General features: G+C 42.8%; 19 protein-coding genes and 1 pseudogene. All 20 read right to left on the reverse strand.

The features are described from left to right. Positions 1-14 precede the first annotated feature (14 nt). Positions 15-398: a chemotaxis response regulator CheY gene (gene cheY, locus C2M33_RS19925; RefSeq protein ID WP_016708035.1), complete on the reverse strand. Its 384-nt coding sequence runs from the start codon at positions 396-398 to the stop codon at positions 15-17. 40 nt (positions 399-438) lie between these two features. Beyond that, positions 439-1,149: an RNA polymerase sigma factor FliA gene (locus C2M33_RS19930; protein WP_054562345.1), complete on the reverse strand. Its 711-nt coding sequence runs from the start codon at positions 1,147-1,149 to the stop codon at positions 439-441. Positions 1,150-1,175: 26 nt separating this feature from the next. Then, entirely contained in the window at positions 1,176-2,036 is an 861-nt protein-coding gene (locus C2M33_RS19935) for a MinD/ParA family ATP-binding protein (protein WP_036970099.1), read from the reverse strand. Beyond that, on the reverse strand, positions 2,029-3,510 hold the full coding sequence (gene flhF / locus C2M33_RS19940) for a flagellar biosynthesis protein FlhF (RefSeq protein ID WP_105175239.1): 1,482 nt from the start codon (positions 3,508-3,510) through the stop codon (positions 2,029-2,031). The genes C2M33_RS19935 and flhF overlap by 8 nt, the downstream gene beginning before the upstream one ends. A gap of 20 nt (positions 3,511-3,530) precedes the next feature. Continuing rightward, complete coding sequence (gene flhA / locus C2M33_RS19945) at positions 3,531-5,642, reverse strand: flagellar biosynthesis protein FlhA (RefSeq protein ID WP_063706611.1); 2,112 nt, start codon at positions 5,640-5,642, stop codon at positions 3,531-3,533. A 71-nt stretch (positions 5,643-5,713) separates the two neighbouring features. Continuing rightward, entirely contained in the window at positions 5,714-6,844 is a 1,131-nt protein-coding gene (gene flhB, locus C2M33_RS19950) for a flagellar biosynthesis protein FlhB (protein ID WP_063706609.1), read from the reverse strand. A 9-nt stretch (positions 6,845-6,853) separates the two neighbouring features. Next, positions 6,854-7,632: pseudogene (gene fliR, locus C2M33_RS19955) on the reverse strand (flagellar biosynthetic protein FliR). Then, positions 7,633-7,902 carry a flagellar biosynthesis protein FliQ gene (gene fliQ / locus C2M33_RS19960; protein WP_063706606.1) on the reverse strand — a complete coding sequence of 90 codons (270 nt, stop codon included), beginning with the start codon at positions 7,900-7,902 and terminating at the stop codon, positions 7,633-7,635. Between the two features lie 40 nt (positions 7,903-7,942). Beyond that, positions 7,943-8,683: a flagellar type III secretion system pore protein FliP gene (gene fliP, locus C2M33_RS19965; RefSeq protein WP_063706604.1), complete on the reverse strand. Its 741-nt coding sequence runs from the start codon at positions 8,681-8,683 to the stop codon at positions 7,943-7,945. A gap of 4 nt (positions 8,684-8,687) precedes the next feature. After that, positions 8,688-9,071 (reverse strand): flagellar biosynthetic protein FliO, encoded by a 384-nt coding sequence (fliO, locus tag C2M33_RS19970; protein ID WP_063706602.1) that lies wholly within the window; start codon positions 9,069-9,071, stop codon positions 8,688-8,690. Further along, a complete protein-coding gene (gene fliN, locus C2M33_RS19975; RefSeq protein ID WP_063706600.1) occupies positions 9,068-9,469 on the reverse strand; it encodes a flagellar motor switch protein FliN in 402 nt (133 codons plus the stop codon). Before fliN ends, fliO begins: the two co-directional genes overlap by 4 nt. Positions 9,470-9,491: 22 nt before the next feature. Further along, complete coding sequence (gene fliM, locus C2M33_RS19980; protein ID WP_063706598.1) at positions 9,492-10,583, reverse strand: flagellar motor switch protein FliM; 1,092 nt, start codon at positions 10,581-10,583, stop codon at positions 9,492-9,494. Positions 10,584-10,592: 9 nt separating this feature from the next. Next, positions 10,593-11,114, reverse strand: a complete 522-nt coding sequence (gene fliL / locus C2M33_RS19985; protein WP_063706596.1) for a flagellar basal body-associated protein FliL — start codon at positions 11,112-11,114, stop codon at positions 10,593-10,595. Between the two features lie 72 nt (positions 11,115-11,186). After that, a complete protein-coding gene (locus C2M33_RS21390) occupies positions 11,187-13,616 on the reverse strand; it encodes a flagellar hook-length control protein FliK (RefSeq protein ID WP_063706594.1) in 2,430 nt (809 codons plus the stop codon). A 112-nt stretch (positions 13,617-13,728) separates the two neighbouring features. Continuing rightward, on the reverse strand, positions 13,729-14,184 hold the full coding sequence (gene fliJ, locus C2M33_RS19995) for a flagellar export protein FliJ (RefSeq protein ID WP_063706592.1): 456 nt from the start codon (positions 14,182-14,184) through the stop codon (positions 13,729-13,731). Further along, entirely contained in the window at positions 14,184-15,518 is a 1,335-nt protein-coding gene (gene fliI / locus C2M33_RS20000) for a flagellar protein export ATPase FliI (protein ID WP_063706590.1), read from the reverse strand. The genes fliJ and fliI overlap by 1 nt, the downstream gene beginning before the upstream one ends. 17 nt (positions 15,519-15,535) lie before the next feature. Continuing rightward, entirely contained in the window at positions 15,536-16,354 is an 819-nt protein-coding gene (gene fliH / locus C2M33_RS20005; RefSeq protein ID WP_063706587.1) for a flagellar assembly protein FliH, read from the reverse strand. Positions 16,355-16,357: 3 nt separating this feature from the next. Then, a complete protein-coding gene (gene fliG, locus C2M33_RS20010) occupies positions 16,358-17,398 on the reverse strand; it encodes a flagellar motor switch protein FliG (protein ID WP_063706585.1) in 1,041 nt (346 codons plus the stop codon). Then, entirely contained in the window at positions 17,391-19,106 is a 1,716-nt protein-coding gene (gene fliF / locus C2M33_RS20015) for a flagellar basal-body MS-ring/collar protein FliF (protein WP_063706583.1), read from the reverse strand. The genes fliG and fliF overlap by 8 nt, the downstream gene beginning before the upstream one ends. A 20-nt stretch (positions 19,107-19,126) precedes the next feature. Continuing rightward, positions 19,127-19,459 (reverse strand): flagellar hook-basal body complex protein FliE, encoded by a 333-nt coding sequence (gene fliE / locus C2M33_RS20020; RefSeq protein WP_063706581.1) that lies wholly within the window; start codon positions 19,457-19,459, stop codon positions 19,127-19,129. Between the last annotated feature and the right edge of the window lie 28 nt (positions 19,460-19,487).

Consider the following 19,487-nt stretch of genomic DNA (forward strand, 5'->3'; position numbering starts at 1 on the left):
CCTCTCCCCTTAGATTAACCTAAACGTTCGAACACTTTTTCCAATTTGGTTTTAAGTGTCGCAGCAGTGAATGGTTTAACGATATAGCCATTAACACCTGCTTGAGCAGCAGCAACAATTTGTTCTTTTTTCGCTTCAGCTGTCACCATTAATACAGGAATATGCTTAAGGCTATCATCAGCACGAATTGCGCGTAACAAATCAATACCTTGCATACCAGGCATGTTCCAATCTGTTACAACAAAATCAAATTCTTGATTTTGTAGCATTGGTAATGCTGTTGAACCGTCGTCAGCTTCCTGCACATTGGTAAAACCTAAATCCCTTAATAGATTTTTAATGATACGTCTCATTGTAGAAAAATCATCAACAACAAGAATTTTCATGTTTTTATCCAAAACATCCTCCGGTGAGGTTTGAACCTTTATTTACTTACTACTAATTAATCCAGTCATTGATTTTTGCTTTGAGCTTAATCATCGCCTGACCATGTATTTGACTCACACGCGACTCGCTAACATCGAGTATGTGTCCTATTTCTTTTAAGTTCATTTCGTCGTTGTAGTACAAAGACAAAACAAGAGCATCTCTTTCTGGTAACGATTGGATTGCCGTTAATAGAGACTGGTTAAACCGCTCATTTTTAACGTTATTAAACGGTTTGTCTAGTCCTAAATCCTGACCTACTGGTGTGATGACGTCTTCATCTACGCCTAAGTCTTCTATACCTAATACTTTACTCGAATTTACATCATGTAGAATATGATGGTACTCATCCAGTGTAATATCAAGTTTTTCAGCTACTTCAGTGTCTTTTGGTTCACGATTTAGCGTACTTTCTAATTCAGATATGGTTTCAGCCACAAGGCGGGCATTGCGGTGAACTGAGCGAGGAGCCCAATCACCTCTACGAATTTCGTCTAACATCGCACCACGAATACGAATACCTGCGAAAGTTTCGAAGCTTGCACCTTTGCTTGCATCAAAGTTTTTTGACGCTTCAATCAGGCCAATCATACCTGATTGAATTAAATCATCGAGTTGTACACTGGCAGGTAAACGAGCAATTAGATGGCACGCCACTTTTTTAACTAAAGAGGCATGTTTTTCAACAATCGCATTCAGATTCTGTGCTGATTGATATCCCATCGCTTTATTCACCGATGTTGTCATAGTTAGCCGTTTACTAGTTTTTCAATAAAAAATTCTAAATGGCCAGACGGTTGATTAGGGATCGGCCACTTAACTGCTTTTGTTGCTAATGTTTTAAACGCCACCGCTGCCGGTGAGTTCGGGAATAATTCAACAATCACTTTTTGACGACGCGTTGATTTACGCATGTTCTCGTCATAAGGAATGGTTGCTACTAACTCCATTGAAACATCTAAAAAACGATCCGTTACTTTTGAAAGTTTAGCAAATAATTCTTGCCCTTCACGCATACTGCGCACCATATTGGCAACGATTTTAAATTTGTATACGCCATGCTCACGGCTCAGGACTTTAATAAGTGCGTAAGCATCGGTAATTGAGGTAGGTTCATCACATACAACCACAACAACATCTTGGGCTGCACGAGAAAAGCTTAATACCATGTCAGAAATACCCGCGGCGGTATCGACAATTAAAATATCAAACTCGGTGTTTAACTCGCTAAAAGCGCGAATAAGGCCTGCATGCTCTGAAGGTGTTAATTCCACCATGCTTTGTGAGCCAGACGTTGCTGGTACAATTTTGATGCCTGCAGGGCCTTCAACAAGAATTTCATCAAGCTCACACTCGCCTGATAAAACATGAGATAAGTTACGTTCAACACGAAGGCCAAGCATTACGTCACAGTTTGCCAGACCTAAATCGGCATCTAATACTAATACACGATTACCTAGCTGACCTAATGCAATTGCGGTATTGAGTGAAACGTTGGTTTTACCCACACCACCTTTACCGCCAGTAACAGCGATAACTTTAACGCCACTATTATTATTTTGATTCATTTTGCGCAGGCCGCTTGCTTGATCTAATACTGTGTTAATCATACATCCCTACTGTGTTCGACGCTACTGCTTGACGTCTTGAATGTTGTGCTTTTGCTCGTTTTAAATACAATTGTTCAGCTTTTTTCACTAGTTTTTCAGCATTCGCTACGCGAATATCCTCAGGAACGCGCTGACCGTTAGTAAGATACCCTATTGGCAGACGATTTTGAATCGCTATGCTAATAATCTCACCTAAACTTAAAGATTCATCCAATTTAGTGAAGATACAGCCACTTAGGTGAACCTTTTTAAAGTGTCTTACGGTTTCTTGCAAGACATTAATCTGTGCTGTTGCACTTAATACTAAATAACTACGAATATCAACACGCTGATTACGCATTAGGGTGTTTAATTGCTCAGTTAAACGTAAGTCGCGTTGGCTCATACCCGCTGTGTCTATTAATACTAGACGCTTATTACGTAAATGGTATAACACTTCTGCTAATTCATTCGCATCTTTTACTTGCTTTACGCCACAGCCAATAATACGACCATAAGTCGCCAATTGTTCGTAGGCACCAATTCTGTAAGTATCAGTAGTGATCAACGCCACTTTATCGGCGCCATATTTTTGCGCACCTAATGCAGCTAGTTTTGCAACTGTGGTAGTTTTACCAACGCCTGTTGGACCCACTAACGCAAATACACCGCCTTGACGCAATATTTCGTTATTCGTTGTATGCATTTGGTTTTCAACCATTTGCAGTAATGCTTGCCATGCTTGTTGGCGAGATACATCGTCAGGAATGAAACACGCCATTTGCTCTGCTACATCACGCTCAATGCCCATACCTGCTAAACGGTCAATCATACACGCACGAGTCGGATCGCGACGAGCCATGTCTTGTTGCATTAAGCCAGAAACTTGGTGTTCAAGTAATTGACGGATCGCGTTCATTTCTTCGCGCATGGTCGTCATTTCTGATTGATTAGCTGGCGCAGCGCTTTTGTGCTCTGCAGGTGAATCTAAATCATCAAAACCAGAATCTAAGTCGTCATCAAAACCTAAGCTATGTGCTTGAGTTTGCACACGAGGCGCTGCTTGTTGTTGAAAACGAGGAGCGTGTGCATACTCAGGTTGTTGTTGTTGCTGATAGCTAGGTGCTTTAGGCTGATAGTGCTCACTGGTATCGATACCAGATTGGCTAAACATTGATGCAAGCTCTGGCGAACGAGGGCGTGGGGCTTGACGCTCAAGTAACGCTTGTAGGCTATCAGCAACTTTCGCTTGCGGCTCAGGTTTAGCACGCATAGGCTCAGGTTTAACAAAGTTATGCTGCGGTGCAGGTTTTGCTTGCACCACAGGTGCTGCTTCGGCTTTCGGGGCTGCTTTGTCATAGTCTACTGCTGCAACGATTTCAACGCCGTTAGCAAGCTTTTTGTTCGACATAATAACCGCATCAACACCTAGTTCATCTTTCACTTCTTTCAGTGCAGTGCGCATATCTTTAGCAAAAAAACGTTTAATTTTCATGGTTCAACCCCTTTACTATCCTATTGTTGGCCTACTGAGCTGACAATCTTAATCTGTCTTTCGTCTGGTACCTCTTGGTAAGACATCACCCTTAAACCTGGGATGGTGTACTTAACGAAGCGAGATAACACAGTACGTAACATTCCTGACGTTAACAGTATCGAAGGTTCACCGGCCATTTCTTGGTTTTGATGCGCTTCATTCAATGATTGTTGAAGTCGCTCTGCAAGGCCTGGCTCTATTCCGGCACCTTCGTCACCTGCATTCTGAAGTGACTGATGCAACATCTGTTCCAACTCAGGCGCCAAGGTTATGACAGGGATCTCAGAAGACATACCAACAGCGTCTTGAACGATAAGTCTGCGCAGTGAAATTCGCACTGCAGCCGTTAGTACATCAGGGTCTTGGCTACGCGGGCCATACTCAACAAGGGTTTGAACAATTGAACGCATATCGCGAATTGCTACCCCTTCATTGAGTAAGTTTTGTAGCACTTTAACAACAGTAGTAAGTGGTAATACGTCAGGAACCAGACCTTCAACAAGTCGAGGATGGCTCTTCGCTAACATATCTAATAAGTTTTGAACTTCTTCATGACCCAGTAGTAAAGCTGCGCTATTAGTGAGTAACTGACTAATATGAGTTGCAACCACAGTCGCGGAATCAACCACAGTATAGCCAAGTGACTGTGCTTCATCTTTTTGATCAGGTTTGATCCATACTGCATCTAGACCAAATGCAGGATCTTTTGTTGCAACCCCTTTGATTGGACCAAATACTTGGCCTGGGTTGATTGCTAACTCATCACCATGTTTCAACTCACCCTCACCGCTTGAAACACCCATCATAGTGATTCTGTAAGCATTCGGATCAAGTTCTAAGTTATCGCGAATGTGCACAGGAGGTACCAAGAAGCCAAGCTCCTGAGACAGTTTCTTACGCACACCTTTGATACGATTTAACAGTTCCCCACCTTGAGATTGGTCAACAAGTGGAATTAAGCGATAACCCACTTCTAAACCAATAACATCAACTTGCTGTACGTCATCCCAGCCAAGTTCTTTTTGCTCTTGTTTATTAGCAACACCTGTACCTGGCGCACCACCATTTGCTTCTTGCTCTGCTTTTTCGGCTTCAGCTTTGGCTTTTTGTTGTTGGGTGAAATAAGCAAGGTAACCTAGTAATGCACCTAAACTTAAAAATGCGATATGCGGCATACCTGGTACTAGACCCATGATGATCAAAATACCTGATGCGATATAAAGAGACTTTTCGTTACCTAACTGGTTCTTAACTTGATCGCCCATATTGTGCGATTCATTTTGACGGGTAACAACGATTGCAGTACCGATTGACAGTAACAGTGAAGGTAGCTGTGCAACAAGACCATCACCAATGGTCAGTAAGGTATACACTTCCATTGCACGACTGAACGATAAATCATGTTGGATCATACCAACAAATAAACCACCAACGATGTTAATCACTAGAATAACGATACCCGCTATTGCATCGCCTTTTACGAACTTACTCGCACCATCCATTGAACCATAGAAATCGGCTTCGCGGGTTACTTCTTCACGGCGTTCACGGGCTTGCTCTGCACTGATAAAACCAGCGTTTAAGTCAGCGTCAATCGCCATTTGTTTACCTGGCATTGCATCAAGAGTAAAGCGAGCTGATACTTCTGAAATACGGCCAGCACCTTTGGTGATAACCACAAAGTTAATAATGATTAAAATCAGGAAGACCACTAAACCAACAGCATAGTTACCGCCGATAACAACCGAGCCAAAGGCCTCGATAACTTTACCGGCTGCATCCCCACCATTATGACCTTCGAGTAATACTACACGGGTACTGGCGACATTCAGCGCTAAGCGCATGATAGTTGCAATTAGTAGTACCGCGGGGAACATACCAAATTCAAGGGGTTTCATGGTGTAAACCGTGACCAGCAACACCACCAGCGCTAACGCGATATTAAACGAAAAAAGAATATCTAAAAGAAATGGTGGCAGGGGTAAAATCACCATGCCCAGCGCAGCAAGTACCATTAATGGCGTGCCGATACCCTTCGCATATTCTTTTTTATCTCTGTTAAGTTGTTGTAATACCGCTTTAAATTCCATAATTCAACAATTTCAAAAAATTGACACTACACGGAATTTGCAATAACTATTCCAAGTTACATTGCTACTTATTAATATTTATAAGCATCGGGTATTGGGAGCTTTTTATTGAGTGGTACAGGGCGTTTTCCACGTCCTTTTTGGAAGCGTTTTAACTGGAAGACATAAGCCAGAACTTGCGCAACAGCAGTGAATAGCTGATCGGGTATTTGATGGCCGACATCGGTGGTGTGATACAGGGCACGTGTAAGCATTGGCGATTCAACAATGGGGACATCATTCCCCTTACCTACTTTACGAATTTGCATGGCAAGCTCATCGACCCCTTTGGCAATCACAATTGGTGCGCCAGCCTTGGCTGTGTCGTACTTAAGCGCGACTGAGTAGTGCGTCGGGTTGGTTACGATAACATCAGCATCGGGTACATCTTGCATCATCCGTCTTTGCGACATTTCACGCTGTGTACGACGGATACGGGCTTTTATTTGCGGATCACCCTCAGAGTTTTTATATTCGTCTTTCACCTCTTGTAGGGTCATTTTAAGCTGTTTGTGGTGCTTATGGCTTTGATAAGGGGCATCAATCGCAGCAATGAGTATCAAAGTACAAGTCAAACCTAAGAACATCCAAGATAGGATTTCGAGAGCATGAATAAAATTACCCGGCGCGCTTTCAATACTTAAATGCAGAATTTCATCGAAAAAGGTATTAATTAAGAACACCGCAAAACCGGCAACCACAACAAATTTTAAAATTGACTTAACCAGCTCTACCCCTGCTTGCGGGCCGAGCATACGTTTAATGCCTTTTGCAGGCGACATTTTACTTGCTTTTGGTGCTGCCGCTTGCCAACTGAAGTTATAGCCTCCTAAGAGCGTATTACCAATAAATGCAGCTATTACGATGATCAATACGAACATAGCCATGGGGAATAATAACGCATCTGCGACTATGCCCCACACTGAAAACATCTTAGTGGTATCGTAGGTTTCATTGCGATTAAGGCTTAATAAACGCCCCATCACATTATACAGACCTTTGCCAATTTCAGGGCCATACAGCAATAGCGAGACTGCCGAGAAGATAAGTACGAACATGGTGCCTAGCTCTTTCGAGCGAGCAACCTGACCCTTTTTCTTGGCGTCGTCTATTTTTTTCCCGGTGGGTTCTTCGGTTTTTTCTTGACCTGAATCTTCAGCCATGGCGTGCTCCTAAGGTGTACAACCAACAAGGCTGCACATTAACTCAACCATTTTTAACCACTGAAACTCAAATTGGTCATGAAGTTACCTAGCGTTGCCCAAATAATCACGAGCCCTGCCACTAAGGTAAACGGAAAACCAATCGAAAAAATATTTAACTGCGGTGCTGCACGGGTCATTACACCAAACGACATGTTAATCACCAGCATGGCTGTCAGTGGTGCTAAAGCAAGTACCAAAGCGGTAGTGAACATCCAGCCACCCCACGTAACGATATCCCAGTAGTGATCAACTGACCACCAATTACCATCGATTGGTAAGACTTCAAAACTATGAATGACCATTTGGATCATCATTAAATGACCATTAAAAACAAAAAACAGTAAGGTCGCCAGAATCAAATAAAACTGACCAACTGCTGGCACGTTTAAGCCATTTGATGGGTCAACAACAGACGCAAAACCAAGACCGGTTTGCATCGCAAGTATTTGTCCAGCAAGAACAAAGGTATTAAGGAGTAAGGTTGATGCGAACCCGATTGCCACACCAATCAGCATTTGCTGAATTACCACAAGAACCATTTCAAACGAGAACAGATTATTAAAAGTTGCTTGCGGCAGCATAGGCACAGCGACAAAGGTGACCACCACAGCTAAACCTAGCTTAATACGGGTTGGTACATTCCTGGCGCCAAGCCCTGCCATGATCATAATCATGGAACTAATACGCACCAAAGGCAGCAAAAAGTCGCTGAGCCATTGAATGATGACAGCAAACGGAAATTCCATTTAGCCTGCAATCTCCGGTATCGACATCACTAATCGAATAAAATAATCCATGAGTTCTTGGGTAAACCAGTGACCGCCAACAATAAGCGCACTGATAGTGATTAGTAAGCGTGGTAAAAAGCTTAATGTTTGCTCATTGATTGAGGTTGCCGCTTGGAAAACAGCAACAACAAGACCAACTAACAAGCCTGGCACCACAATAGCCGATACTAATTTAATGACTAAAAACAAAGCATCACTGAGTATATCGACAAAAATTTCTGGTTCCATTTTGTGCCTCCGACCTAATTAAGTGCCTTGAATTGCATCGCTATACCCCAAGCCCAAAACTCTTCGCAAGCGTGCCCATTACTAGGCTCCAACCATCCACTAACACAAATAGCATGATCTTAAAGGGTAACGACACAATCATTGGTGAAAGCATCATCATACCCATTGCCATTAATACCGAAGCGACGACTAAATCCACAATCAAAAATGGGATAAAAAACATAAAGCCAATGATAAAGGCTGTTTGCAGTTCGCTGGTAACAAACGCAGGGATCAACACAATAAGCGGCGTGTCTTCTGGCGAATCGAGTTTGTCGTAACCGGCTATTTTCGCGAAGGTTTCTAAATCTTTAACCCTAACTTGCGAAAGCATAAACGCCTTCATTGGCTCTTTGGCAAGCTCTAACGCTTGCACGGAGGTAACCTGTTCATTTAAGTAAGGCTCTATAGCACGCTCATTCACCTGTTGATAAATTGGCGCCATAATAAAGATACTTAAAAACAGTGACATACCTAACAATATTTGATTCGATGGAGTTTGTTGCAGACCGATTGCTTGACGCAAAATAGCCAATACCACAATGATCCGAGTGAATGATGTCATCATAATGACCGCAGCTGGGATAAAACTCAGCGCTGTCATTATCGCTAACACTTGTAGCGTCACAGAGTAATCTTGAGAACCATCAGGGTTGGTGGTAATGGTCAGTGCTTCTATACCCTCAGCATTAACTGATGGCAGAAATAACACACTTGCTAAAATAAGTATCCACTTGATCATAGCGTTAATTCTTTTTATTTGAAGGTGATTGTGGGTTCAGTAACTTACCAAATTTTTTAGCAAGCTCTGGCAATTCTTTTTCTTGTAATGGTGTTTCTAGCTTGTGCAGGTAATTAATACTGTGCGGGGTCACACCAATTAAGTGCTGAGCGTTATCAATTTCAATGACCATTAAGCGTTCACGAGAGCCCAAAGGCAAACTACGCACAACTTTAAACTCATCACTATTGGCAAGATTTGGGTTTAATTTTTTTACCAAAAAAGCCAATGCAACAATAACGACCAACACTAAAAGCAAAGACATCACCATAGACAGTAAATCTGCCGTCGGTGATGCCGTTGGAAATGCAGTGCTCGACGCACTCGCTAAAGCGATTAACACATTCATCGTAACTTTTTAATACGTTCAACTTGGCTAATAACGTCAGTTAAACGAATACCAAACTTATCGTTTACCACAACGACTTCACCGTGAGCGATAAGCGTCCCATTAACCAACACATCAAGAGGCTCACCAGCAACACGGTCTAGTTCAACCACTGAACCTTGGTTTAGCTGTAGTAAATTACGAATATTGATTTTTGAACGACCCACTTCCATCGAAATAGTGACGGGAATGTCTAAGATGGTATCGAGTTTGCGTTTTTCATCGCCAGAGAGCTCATGTCTCTCATCTTTTAATTCATCAAGCTCTGCCACAGCAGCATCGCTTGAGGCATTTTCGGCTTCCTCAGCTTCGGCTAAGGCCGCTGCCCATTCGTCCATTGTATCTTGATCATCACTCATTATGTTTAACCTTATAAATCGACTACCAGTCTAAATCTACACCTTCAGATAAATGTAGATCTTCTTCTAGTTCTGCTAATTCTGCATCTGAATCCAGTTTTTTGCCACCTTTTGTGAACACATGTAGTTCTGACTTAACTGATTCAGGGCGTTTAATTTTTTCGCTAATTTGGAGTGCCACATTGTCACGAGAACGACCCATTTTCGCTCTAAAGGTCGGCAGCTCTTCAATAAATACGGTGATATGTTCTGGCATTTCAACAGGGATAATATCGCCAGCTTTAAGCTCCATGATTTGTTGCAGCGTTAAATCAACTTCAAGTAATTGCGTTGATAAATCCACTTCAACATCCATGATTTCATCACGCAGTGCCTTACTCCAACGCAAGTCGGTATCTTCAGTGTCTGATTGCACACCAGCATCAAGTAATTCACGGATTGGCTCAAGCATTGAGTAAGGTAATGCGATATGGAAATCACCACCCCCACCGTCAAGCTCAATATGGAAAGAGCTAATAACAACGACTTCGGTCGGACTTACGATGTTAGCCATTGCAGGGTTTACTTCTGAGTCAAGGTACTCAAAAGACACGTCCATAACTGGTGCCCATGCTTCTTTATAATCTTCAAAGATGATTTTAAGCAGCATTTGTACGATACGGCGCTCTGTTGGGGTAAATTCACGGCCTTCAATTTTTGCATGATAACGGCCATCACCACCAAAGAAGTTATCCACCAAAATGAATACTAAACGCGCTTCCATGGTAATTAAGCCAGTCCCTTTTAACGGACGAAAACGGACCATGTTTAAGCTGGTTGGCACGAATAAGGTATGGATGTATTCGCCAAACTTAATCATCTGCACGCCGTTAATTGACACCTCAGCGGTGCGGCGCATCATATTAAATAGGCTAATTCGCATATGACGGGCAAAACGTTCATTCACGATTTCCAAGGTCGGCATACGACCACGGACAATACGATCTTGTGATGAGAAGTCATACTGTAGAGTATTACTGTCTAAATCATCACCGTCGTGAATATCTTCCTCTTCGACTTCATCAACGCCGTGTAAGAGCGCATCAATTTCGTCTTGAGATAATAAATCGCTCACGCTGACCCCTTATTGCATCACAAAGCCGGTAAATAATACCCGCTCAATCACTTTGCTGCCTTCAACATCATTTAATGCTGATTGCACTTTTTCAAGTGCTGCTACACGCACTGATTCTTTACCTTCGCTGGTACCTAATTCATCAGCTGTCGTGGTAGAAAGTACGCTTAACAATGTACTTTCGATAAGTGGAATATGCTTTTTCGCAGTTTCTTCATTTACTTCACCACGCACTAGCAACTGTACTTTTATCTGCACGATTCGGTCGCGGCTAGCGCCTGGCACGTTAAAAACAAATGGACGTGGCATGGCTACATAAAGGGCTGAGCCAACTTGTGCCGAACTTGATGGTGCAGCAACCTCAGCAGCGGTTGTTTCATCTGCCAAACTCTCTTCCGGAGCATCACCACCCATAAACAAAAAGTAACCTGCTGCTGCACCAACAATCAACACTACAGCAGCAATGATGATAATCAGCTTCTTTTTGCCTTTACCTGTATCTTCTATTTCTAAATTTGCTTCTTCGGCCATTGTCAATTCCTTCAGCGTTACAGCTATTAGCTCATCATGCTGTAACTATTTTATTTCTTATAATAGCAGGACTTATGCATAGTAATCTATTGATGATGACGATTGTTGTCGAGAAGTTTCTGAGCTTTGCGCTGATACTTCTGGTTGTTGCTCATCTGTTTGTTGATTTCCAGCGAACTGCCCCTGCCCTGACTGCCCATCTTGTTGCTCAGGGCTACCTTGCTGAATACTGCTCTCACCCAGCTCAATCCCTTGTTGTGCTAACATTTCTCTTAAACGTGGCATTGACTGCTCTAATGCCTCTTTAGCCTGCTGATTTTGCACTACAAAATTAATTTGAGCTTGCTCAGCATCACTACGTATACGAATTTGCATACTGCCCATTTCTGGCGGGTCTAAGCGAATTTCAGCTTCTTTATTATTAATATTTAATAATGCACTCACGCGCTCTTGAAGCATCTTCGCTGCATCACTTTTTATGATGTTTATCGCTTGCATTACACCAGGGTCAACGCTCACTGATTTAGATTGAGCCTGCGTTTGTGTTGTTTGCGTATGCATTGTTTGTACATCAAGCGCTTGCTCATATTGCTGATGCGCCACTTCATAAGCACCAGTTTGAGTCGCCGTATTCAATGGCGCCGTTAATTGATTAAATAATTGCGCCACACGGGGCGTCACTGCCTCTTGGGTGCGTTCGCTATTGAGCTTAACCTCTTGCTCTGCGGTGACGTCTTCACCAGCAATCGCTTCACTCACCTGCGCTGCAACTTGCGCTGTGTTATTTTGTTTCGCTTTATTATTTTCAGCATTGACCGTTACTGCACTTACTGGCATCGCTGTACTGGCTGTTGCAGGGGTATTAATTGCCTCTGTAAGCACCGTTTGTGCCGCAGATAATTTTTCGTACTGAGCTGTGCCCGGCGTTAGCGTTTGAAGCTGAGCATTCACTTTGTTTAACAGTGCTTGCTGTTCATCTTTACTAAGAGCAGTAAGCTGCTTTTCTACGCTTGCAGGCAGTTTGCTATCAAGGGCTTTATTATCTGCGAGTTTAACGTCTTGCTGCGTCTGACTGTCATCAGCAATTTCTGGCTCTACAGCTTGTTGTGATACAACACTCTGTGTAGTTTGTGTTGTAGGCTTACTACTCATCACATCAGTCAATAGCGACTTGATTGTTGCCACCTCATCAGCACCAAGCTTGTTATCAGCTTTTAGTTGATTTATTTGTTGCTCAAGTTGCTTTTGTTGTTCAGACGTTAAAGATAACCCCTTAGCGAACTCACTTACCGTTTGTCCATCACCACTTTGCACTTTTGCAAATAGGCTAACGATTGACTTATCTGTTACTGGTTTTTCTGTAAATGCTAGTTCTAACTTGATTGCTGCGTCAGTTGGTTTGTCTGATGTTCTCGCTGCGCTTGCTGCATCGCTTTTTTGAACTACCAACTCATCAGTAGCTAGATTTACCGCTGACTTATCACCGTTGTTTTGTGCTTGCTTTGCCGTCACATCAGCCGTTTTCACATCACTTTGAGTGCCATTATCTGTATCGCTAAGTAGTTTGTTTAAAGCAACTTTGCTTGTCTCATTTGTATCAGGCACTTTTTCTTCAGATGATTTTAATGTGTCTACATTCGCTGATTGTTTTTTGGCGCTATTTAAAAGAGCGTCTACATCAACTGCTGTTTCTTTACTGTCAATTACTTGTGCTGCACTGGCAATGTTAGCCACCTGAGGTTTTGTATCAGGCGTATTAACAGCAGACACACCCTGCTTTTCTTTATCGGTTAATGGGCTATCAACAATGGGGGTCACGCTATCTTTTGGCGGTAAATCACCCATCGCTTTTAGTTGGCTATCAACCGCTGTCGCAACTTTTGACTTGTGTAATAAGCTTGATACAGAATTGTCATCTTGTGCTACGATTTTTGAATCATCGGTCTTTGCAACCTCTGTCATCGGTGACGGTATAACCGGTGTAATAGTATCGATTGGGGTTGGCTTTTTATCAACAACCACCGGACTAAACTCATTATTTCCAATCAGTTTATTAACTTTCGTACTCATTGCTTGAGCTGCATTTATTTGTGAAAGTAATGAATTTTCTTCGTCTTCGACAAGGGCGAGTTCATCGCCTTGCTCTTTAGTTACAGCTTCATTACGAATATCTGGACTTGTTTTAGATTGCTGCTCTGTAGACGTGGTAGCAGTTGCAACTTTAGCATCACTAGTTGTGTTCTCATCACCTAATTTGGCATCTGATTTAGGCTCTTCAGAAAGACTAATAGCTTTAGTTTCATCAACAGAGTCAGTGTCGGTGTCGGTATCACTTTTTGGTTGAGATTTGGTACTTGCATGCGCGTTTGCCGCTTCACTTGCTTCTGTGAGTGAAGTTAAAAAGCTTAATCCCGATGCTTTTTCGTTAGACTCTATGTCTTTGCCTGAAAAACCAGTACCTTGCTCAGTTTTAACCTGCAAATTGATATCACTGATCGCCATAATTCACCTAACCTAGTAACCTAAAGAAATGAGGCAATTTGCCGCCGCAAGTGCCAAAATTAATGCTTCTGATTAAGTAAATGCAATTAACATGCCTAAAAAGGTTAGAATTTTAGAGAAGTGCGTTTTTAAGCTGACGCTGATAAAACTGATTTGAAGCAAATTCGTCTAACATTTTTTGCTCTGCTTTCGCCACCAGCATCGCTTGCTTTTCAGCTTGCTTTTCAATCAACTTCGCCACTGCTTTTGCTTTAACTTGCTGTTTTAACCACAAGGCTTTTCGCTGAGTGACTACTTGTTTTGCAGTATTCACAGTACTTGCTTGCTGGCGTATGGCTTCTTCAATTTTCGCGATAAACGCATGATATTGACTAAACCCGGCACTAGACAAACCAGAACGCCCTTTCAAATGTAACTGCTGAGAATACTCCATGCGAAAGTTATTCAACCCTTGCAGTTTTTGTTGATTACTTTGTAAGTGCTGCTGCGCTTTTAAGTAATCCATACGTAATGATTCTTCTTTATCGCTCTCAAGTTTTAACAATAAATCAAGTTTACTTTTAGCCATTAGCCTTGTCCTAATAACTGCGCAAGACCTTGCAGACCATCATCATAACTAATAACGTCTTTCATGCCTTGCTGAAGGAATTGATTGACTCGCGGCATCATATTGATTGCTTGGTCGAGCATAGGGTCGGTGCCTTTTTGATAGGCCCCTAACGTGATCATGTCTTTGTTCTGTTGATACATTGAATACACTTGCTTAAGCACTCGGGCTTGTTGCATATGCGCTTCTGAAACAACCTGTGGCATAACACGAGAAATCGATTTTTCGATATCAATGGCTGGATAATGACCACTGTCGGCTAAATCTCGAGATAAAACAATGTGACCATCTAAAATAGCGCGGGCCGAGTCAGCGATTGGGTCTTGCATATCATCGCCCTCACTAAGTACAGTGAAGAACGCTGTAATGGCACCTTGCCCTTCACCACCATTACCAGCACGCTCCACCAGCGCAGGCAATTTAGCAAATACTGAAGGCGGGTAACCTTTGGTTGCCGGAGGCTCGCCAACCGCTAAGGCGATTTCACGTTGTGCCATGGCATAACGGGTAACAGAGTCAAGTAATAACAACACGTTAAGGCCTTGATCGCGGAAGTATTCCGCAATCGTCACTGCACTTTCACAGCCTTTTAAACGCATTAATGGCGAAGCATCGGCAGGAGCTGCAACCACCACTGAGCGCTTACGACCTTCAACGCCAAGGATTTCTTCAATGAATTCTTTTACCTCACGGCCACGCTCACCCACAAGCCCTACCACGATCACATCCGCTTCAGATCCGCGGGTCATCATCCCCAGTAACACTGACTTACCGACACCAGAGCCTGCAAACAGACCCATACGCTGGCCTTGACCTACGGTAATAACAGAATTGATGGCTCGTACACCCACGTCCATAGGCTGACTAATTGGACGTCTTGCCAGCGGGTTAATTGGGTTTTGCGCAAACTTTAGGTAATGCTCAGCATTAATAGCACCTAAGCCATCAAGTGGGCGACCAAGACCATCCACCACTCGGCCAAGTAAGCTCATGCCAACCGGCAACCCGGTTTCGTTTACTTTTGGGATAACTCGCGCACCAGGCAGTACGCCAGAGATGTGATCATTTGGCATTAAATAAAGTGTTTGGTCGTTAAACCCCACAACTTCAGCATCAACAAAGCCGTTTATCGTCTCAATTTTACATTGACTGCCAACGGGCGCTCTAAGACCTTTTGCTTCCAGTGTTAAACCGACAACACGCGTCAGAATACCGGCAACAGCCGGTTTAGGAGCCTTGATATGTTTTTCATAGCGCTGTAAGCGTTCGCTAAGAGTCATTGATTGAGCACTCATGATGAGCCTAAAAAGTGTTAGATACCACTACTATGCAAAAAGTTTTCCAACGTTTCTTTGACGCGGGTTTTTATTGTCATATCGAGCGATGATTGCGGGGTTTTAATTTCACAACCACCACGCTCTAAGGTTGGCTCAGCCACTAACTGCCAATGGTTATCTGCAATGGTTTGTTCGCCATAACTTTCGGTAATTAAAGCGATGTCATCAGGATGTAAGTGAATACGTACTTTCGCTTGCTCTTCACCTAATGCGTCAATGGCTTGCTTTAATGCATGCAAAATAATCTCTGGGGAGGTTTTAATTTCTTGGTAAACTAAGACCTCTGTCAGCATCACTGCTAACTGCACTAACTGCTTCTCTGCACTTTCATCAACTTTTGATAATGGCTGAGATAAGCTATCAAGTAAGCTTCTTAACGTGGTTAGTTGCTCTTCTAAAATTGGCTTGATTTCTTCTTGGCCTTGTTCTTTACCAAGTTCAACGCCTTCTTTAAAGCCCGCTTCTTTACCTTCATGTGCGCCCTTTTCAAAGCCATCAATGTAGCCTTGTTCATGGCCTTGCTTTAACCCTTCTTCGAAGGCATCTTGACGAATTCGTTCAAGCTCTGCCATGGTTAAAGCTGGGATCTCAGGCTCTTCAGGTTGTTCTTCAACCTGCTGTTTTTGCTGCTCTTTGCGGTATAAGTCAGCTAAAGGCGTGCCATACGCTGTAGAGCGCCCTGCCAGTTTTCGGGTATCTTGTGCAACATCAGGAATCGGCCAGTTTTCCAGTAATTCATCGACTGCTTCACTGGCATGCACAGGACGTCCGGTATGAAACGAAGGCTTAGTCATGGTTTACAGGAACTCCTCACCACCACCGCCACCAAGCATAATTTCGCCTGAGTCAGCTAAACGACGTGCCGTTGAAAGAATTTCTTTTTGTGCTGCTTCTACTTCACTAATACGAACAGGGCCCATCGCCTCTAAATCATCAGCAAGTAACTCTGCGGCACGTTTCGACATATTACCCAAGATTTTCTCTTTCAGGGCTTCATCTGTACCTTTGATTGCTTTCATCAGTACATCTTGCTGTACTTCGCGCAGGATCGCTTGGATACCACGGTCTTCAACGTCCATTAAGTTCTCAAATACAAACATAAGGTCTTGGATTTGCTGCGACATTTCTTCATCGTGTTCACGGATTGAATCCATTAACTGACCTTCGATATTGGTATCTAGGTAGTTCATGATATCAGCAGCCGCTTTTAAGCCGCCCATTTTCGCAGCTTGCGCACCTGCTTGGCCTGCGAACTGTTTCTCCATGATTTCGTTCAGCTCTTGCAATGCTGCAGGTTGAACTTCTTCAAGGTTAGCAATACGCATGGTTAAATCTAAGCGCACTTTTTCTGGGAATTGCGACAAGATTTCAGCTGATTGCTCAGGTTCTAAATAGGATAAAACAATGGTTTGAATCTGCGGGTGCTCATTACGAATAATATTCGCTACTTGTTTTGAGTCCATCCACTTCAATGAATCAAGACCTTTCGCTCCTGAACCCATAACAATTTGGTCGATAAGGCTGGCAGCCTTATCTTCACCAAGAGCTGCAGTAAGCGCTTTTTTGATAAAGTCTTCAGATTGGAAACCAATGGTACTGAAGCTTTGAATTTGCTCAATAAACAAATTATGTACTGCGCTAATTTTCGCTTGCGATAAATCATCTAGCGCAGCCATTGCCATACCCACTTTTTGCACTTGCTTTGGCTCTAAGTGTTTAAGGATTTGCGCAGCATCTTCTTCTGATAAGCTCAGCAATAAGATTGCCGCCTTATCAACACCGTCTAATTTATCAACATCAAACGCCGGTGGTAGTTGTTTTTGTTCTTGATCAGTCATCTTCTGTTAACCACGCTTTCACTACTTGAGAAGACAGTTCTGGTTCATTTGCAACCAATGCTCGAACTGCTTTGAGTAAATCTTCATCGCCATGTAAGTCTGGCAGCTGTAGTGTACCATCACTTGAGAATCCTACAGCAGCAGAGTCAAATTCTTTATTTAGCATATCTAGCGTACTATCACCAATATCTACACCTGCACTTAATGCATCTTCATCATAATCTTCAAGTGTATCGTCTGGGTAGATTAGACGTTTCAGCATTGGTCTTACTACGAATACAATCAGTACGATGATAACCAGTGCACCTAATGCTAAGCGTAGCATCTTCATGAACCAATCTTGTTCCCAAAGCGGCACTTCGGCTGCCATTTCTGTGTCTTCGCGAACAAATGGCACTGTGACAACTTCAAGTGCATCACCACGTTGCATGTCAAAGCCTACACCACCTTGTAGTAAACGACGGATATTTGACAATGCTTCAACAGAGCGAGGAACCATGGTCGTTTCACCGTTTTCACCTACTTGTGGTACATAATCAACGGCAACTGACACACTGATGCGACGAATAACCCCTGTTTGCTGACGTTTATGTGAGATTGTTGTATCTAGCTCGTAGTTGCGTGTTGCTTCTTTATGCGAACGACTAGGATTTGTTGCTGAACCCGCACTGCCTTGGCCTGCAATTTCAGGAATATTAGAATTTACTGGCGGCTGATTTGTGAGTGCTCCTGGAATACCCACAGCAAGACCACCAATGTTATTTTCTTCGAATGTCGTTTCACTGCGCACAGCAGGTAGGTCTGGGTTATAACGTTTTTGTGTTTCTTCTACGGCGCTAAAATCCATATTTAAATCAACTTGCGCTGTATAGTTACCTAAGCCCACAACAGGAATAAGGATGCTGTCGATTTTATTTAAGTATTCTTCTTCACGTTTACGCTCAATTTCATATTCTTTGCGAGAGCGAGCAGCAAGTGAATTTTGTGAACCTGAGTTAAGTAAGCGACCATTTTGATCAGTCACAGTAACGCGCTCTGGCGATAGGCCTTGCACCGCTGATGCAACAATATCAACCACTGAGTCAATTTCTTCACCATCAAGTGTACGACCACGTTTTAAGGTCAATACAACAGTTGCTGAAGGTTGCTTTTCACGGCGAGCAAAGACGTTTTCTTTTGGAATAGCTAAAAGTACTTTGGCGCGAGTAACATTTTTTAGCTCTTCGATGGTACGCGCAAGCTGTTGCTCACGACCATGTTTTAAACGTTCACGTTCAAGGCGTTGGCTTACACCAAAACCCATATCTTGCATGATGATGTCAGTACCTGAGCTTGGCGCTTGCTCAAGGCCTTCACGAGCCATCAATAATTTAATGTTTTGGTATTCACCTTCTTCAACAGAGATGACATTACCATCAAGTTCGTAATCAATCTTTTGAGCGTCTAAAAAGTCCAGCGTTTGAATAAGCTCTTCCGTTGGCATTTTACCAAGCGGACGCATATCTGGCTGACGAGCCCAAATAATAATAAAAATTGCGATAGCCAAACAGATTGCCAAAGCAATCACTAAAGTAACCTGGCGTAAAACGTCTACACCGTTTAAGGCACTTAAGTAGCCTGACTTTTGCTCTTGATGATCATCGGTATCGTTTGAATCGATACCACCGCCGGCTAAGGCTAGATCAGTTGATTGATTAGATTGCGCCACAATAATTCTCCACTACCTAGTTAAACAGGCATGTTCATGATTTCTTTATAAGCTTCAACAAGCTTATTTCGAACCTGTACCGTTGCTTCAAAAGCGACTGATGACTTTTGCGAAGCAATCATAACGTCAGCAAGAGAAACACTGCGGTCGCCCATTTCCATTGCCGTTACTTTTTGTTTTGCTTCTTGTTGTAAGCCATTCACTGTATCAAGTGCATTGGTAAGTAAATCACCAAACTGTGCCGATGATGTTGGCTGAGTTTGTGTTGGTAAATTATTAATTGAGTTACTACGACCTGCTTCTAAGGCCATAGATTGCATTTCTTGAAATAATGCGCTGTTTTGAACTTTCATAATACTCTCTGACAATGCAGTTTACTTA

It is taken from the genome of Pseudoalteromonas sp. T1lg122, assembly GCF_002964825.1.
Lineage (GTDB): Bacteria > Pseudomonadota > Gammaproteobacteria > Enterobacterales > Alteromonadaceae > Pseudoalteromonas > Pseudoalteromonas gelatinilytica.

Bases quoted from the DNA above. Each gene is read 5' to 3' on its own strand.
- flhB (WP_063706609.1), bottom strand. From the start codon at position 6,844: ATGGCTGAAGATTCAGGTCAAGAAAAAACCGAAGAACCCACCGGGAAA.
- fliJ (WP_063706592.1), bottom strand. From the start codon at position 14,184: ATGGCTAAAAGTAAACTTGATTTATTGTTAAAACTTGAGAGCGATAAA.
- fliE (WP_063706581.1), bottom strand. From the start codon at position 19,459: ATGAAAGTTCAAAACAGCGCATTATTTCAAGAAATGCAATCTATGGCC.
- flhA (WP_063706611.1), bottom strand. From the start codon at position 5,642: ATGGAATTTAAAGCGGTATTACAACAACTTAACAGAGATAAAAAAGAA.
- fliH (WP_063706587.1), bottom strand. From the start codon at position 16,354: ATGACTAAGCCTTCGTTTCATACCGGACGTCCTGTGCATGCCAGTGAA.
- fliL (WP_063706596.1), bottom strand. From the start codon at position 11,114: ATGGCCGAAGAAGCAAATTTAGAAATAGAAGATACAGGTAAAGGCAAA.
- fliP (WP_063706604.1), bottom strand. From the start codon at position 8,683: ATGATCAAGTGGATACTTATTTTAGCAAGTGTGTTATTTCTGCCATCA.
- flhF (WP_105175239.1), bottom strand. From the start codon at position 3,510: ATGAAAATTAAACGTTTTTTTGCTAAAGATATGCGCACTGCACTGAAA.
- fliN (WP_063706600.1), bottom strand. From the start codon at position 9,469: ATGAGTGATGATCAAGATACAATGGACGAATGGGCAGCGGCCTTAGCC.
- fliI (WP_063706590.1), bottom strand. From the start codon at position 15,518: ATGAGTGCTCAATCAATGACTCTTAGCGAACGCTTACAGCGCTATGAA.
- C2M33_RS19930 (WP_054562345.1), bottom strand. From the start codon at position 1,149: ATGGGATATCAATCAGCACAGAATCTGAATGCGATTGTTGAAAAACAT.
- fliG (WP_063706585.1), bottom strand. From the start codon at position 17,398: ATGACTGATCAAGAACAAAAACAACTACCACCGGCGTTTGATGTTGAT.
- C2M33_RS19935 (WP_036970099.1), bottom strand. From the start codon at position 2,036: ATGATTAACACAGTATTAGATCAAGCAAGCGGCCTGCGCAAAATGAAT.
- fliQ (WP_063706606.1), bottom strand. From the start codon at position 7,902: ATGGAACCAGAAATTTTTGTCGATATACTCAGTGATGCTTTGTTTTTA.
- C2M33_RS21390 (WP_063706594.1), bottom strand. From the start codon at position 13,616: ATGGCGATCAGTGATATCAATTTGCAGGTTAAAACTGAGCAAGGTACT.
- fliO (WP_063706602.1), bottom strand. From the start codon at position 9,071: ATGAATGTGTTAATCGCTTTAGCGAGTGCGTCGAGCACTGCATTTCCA.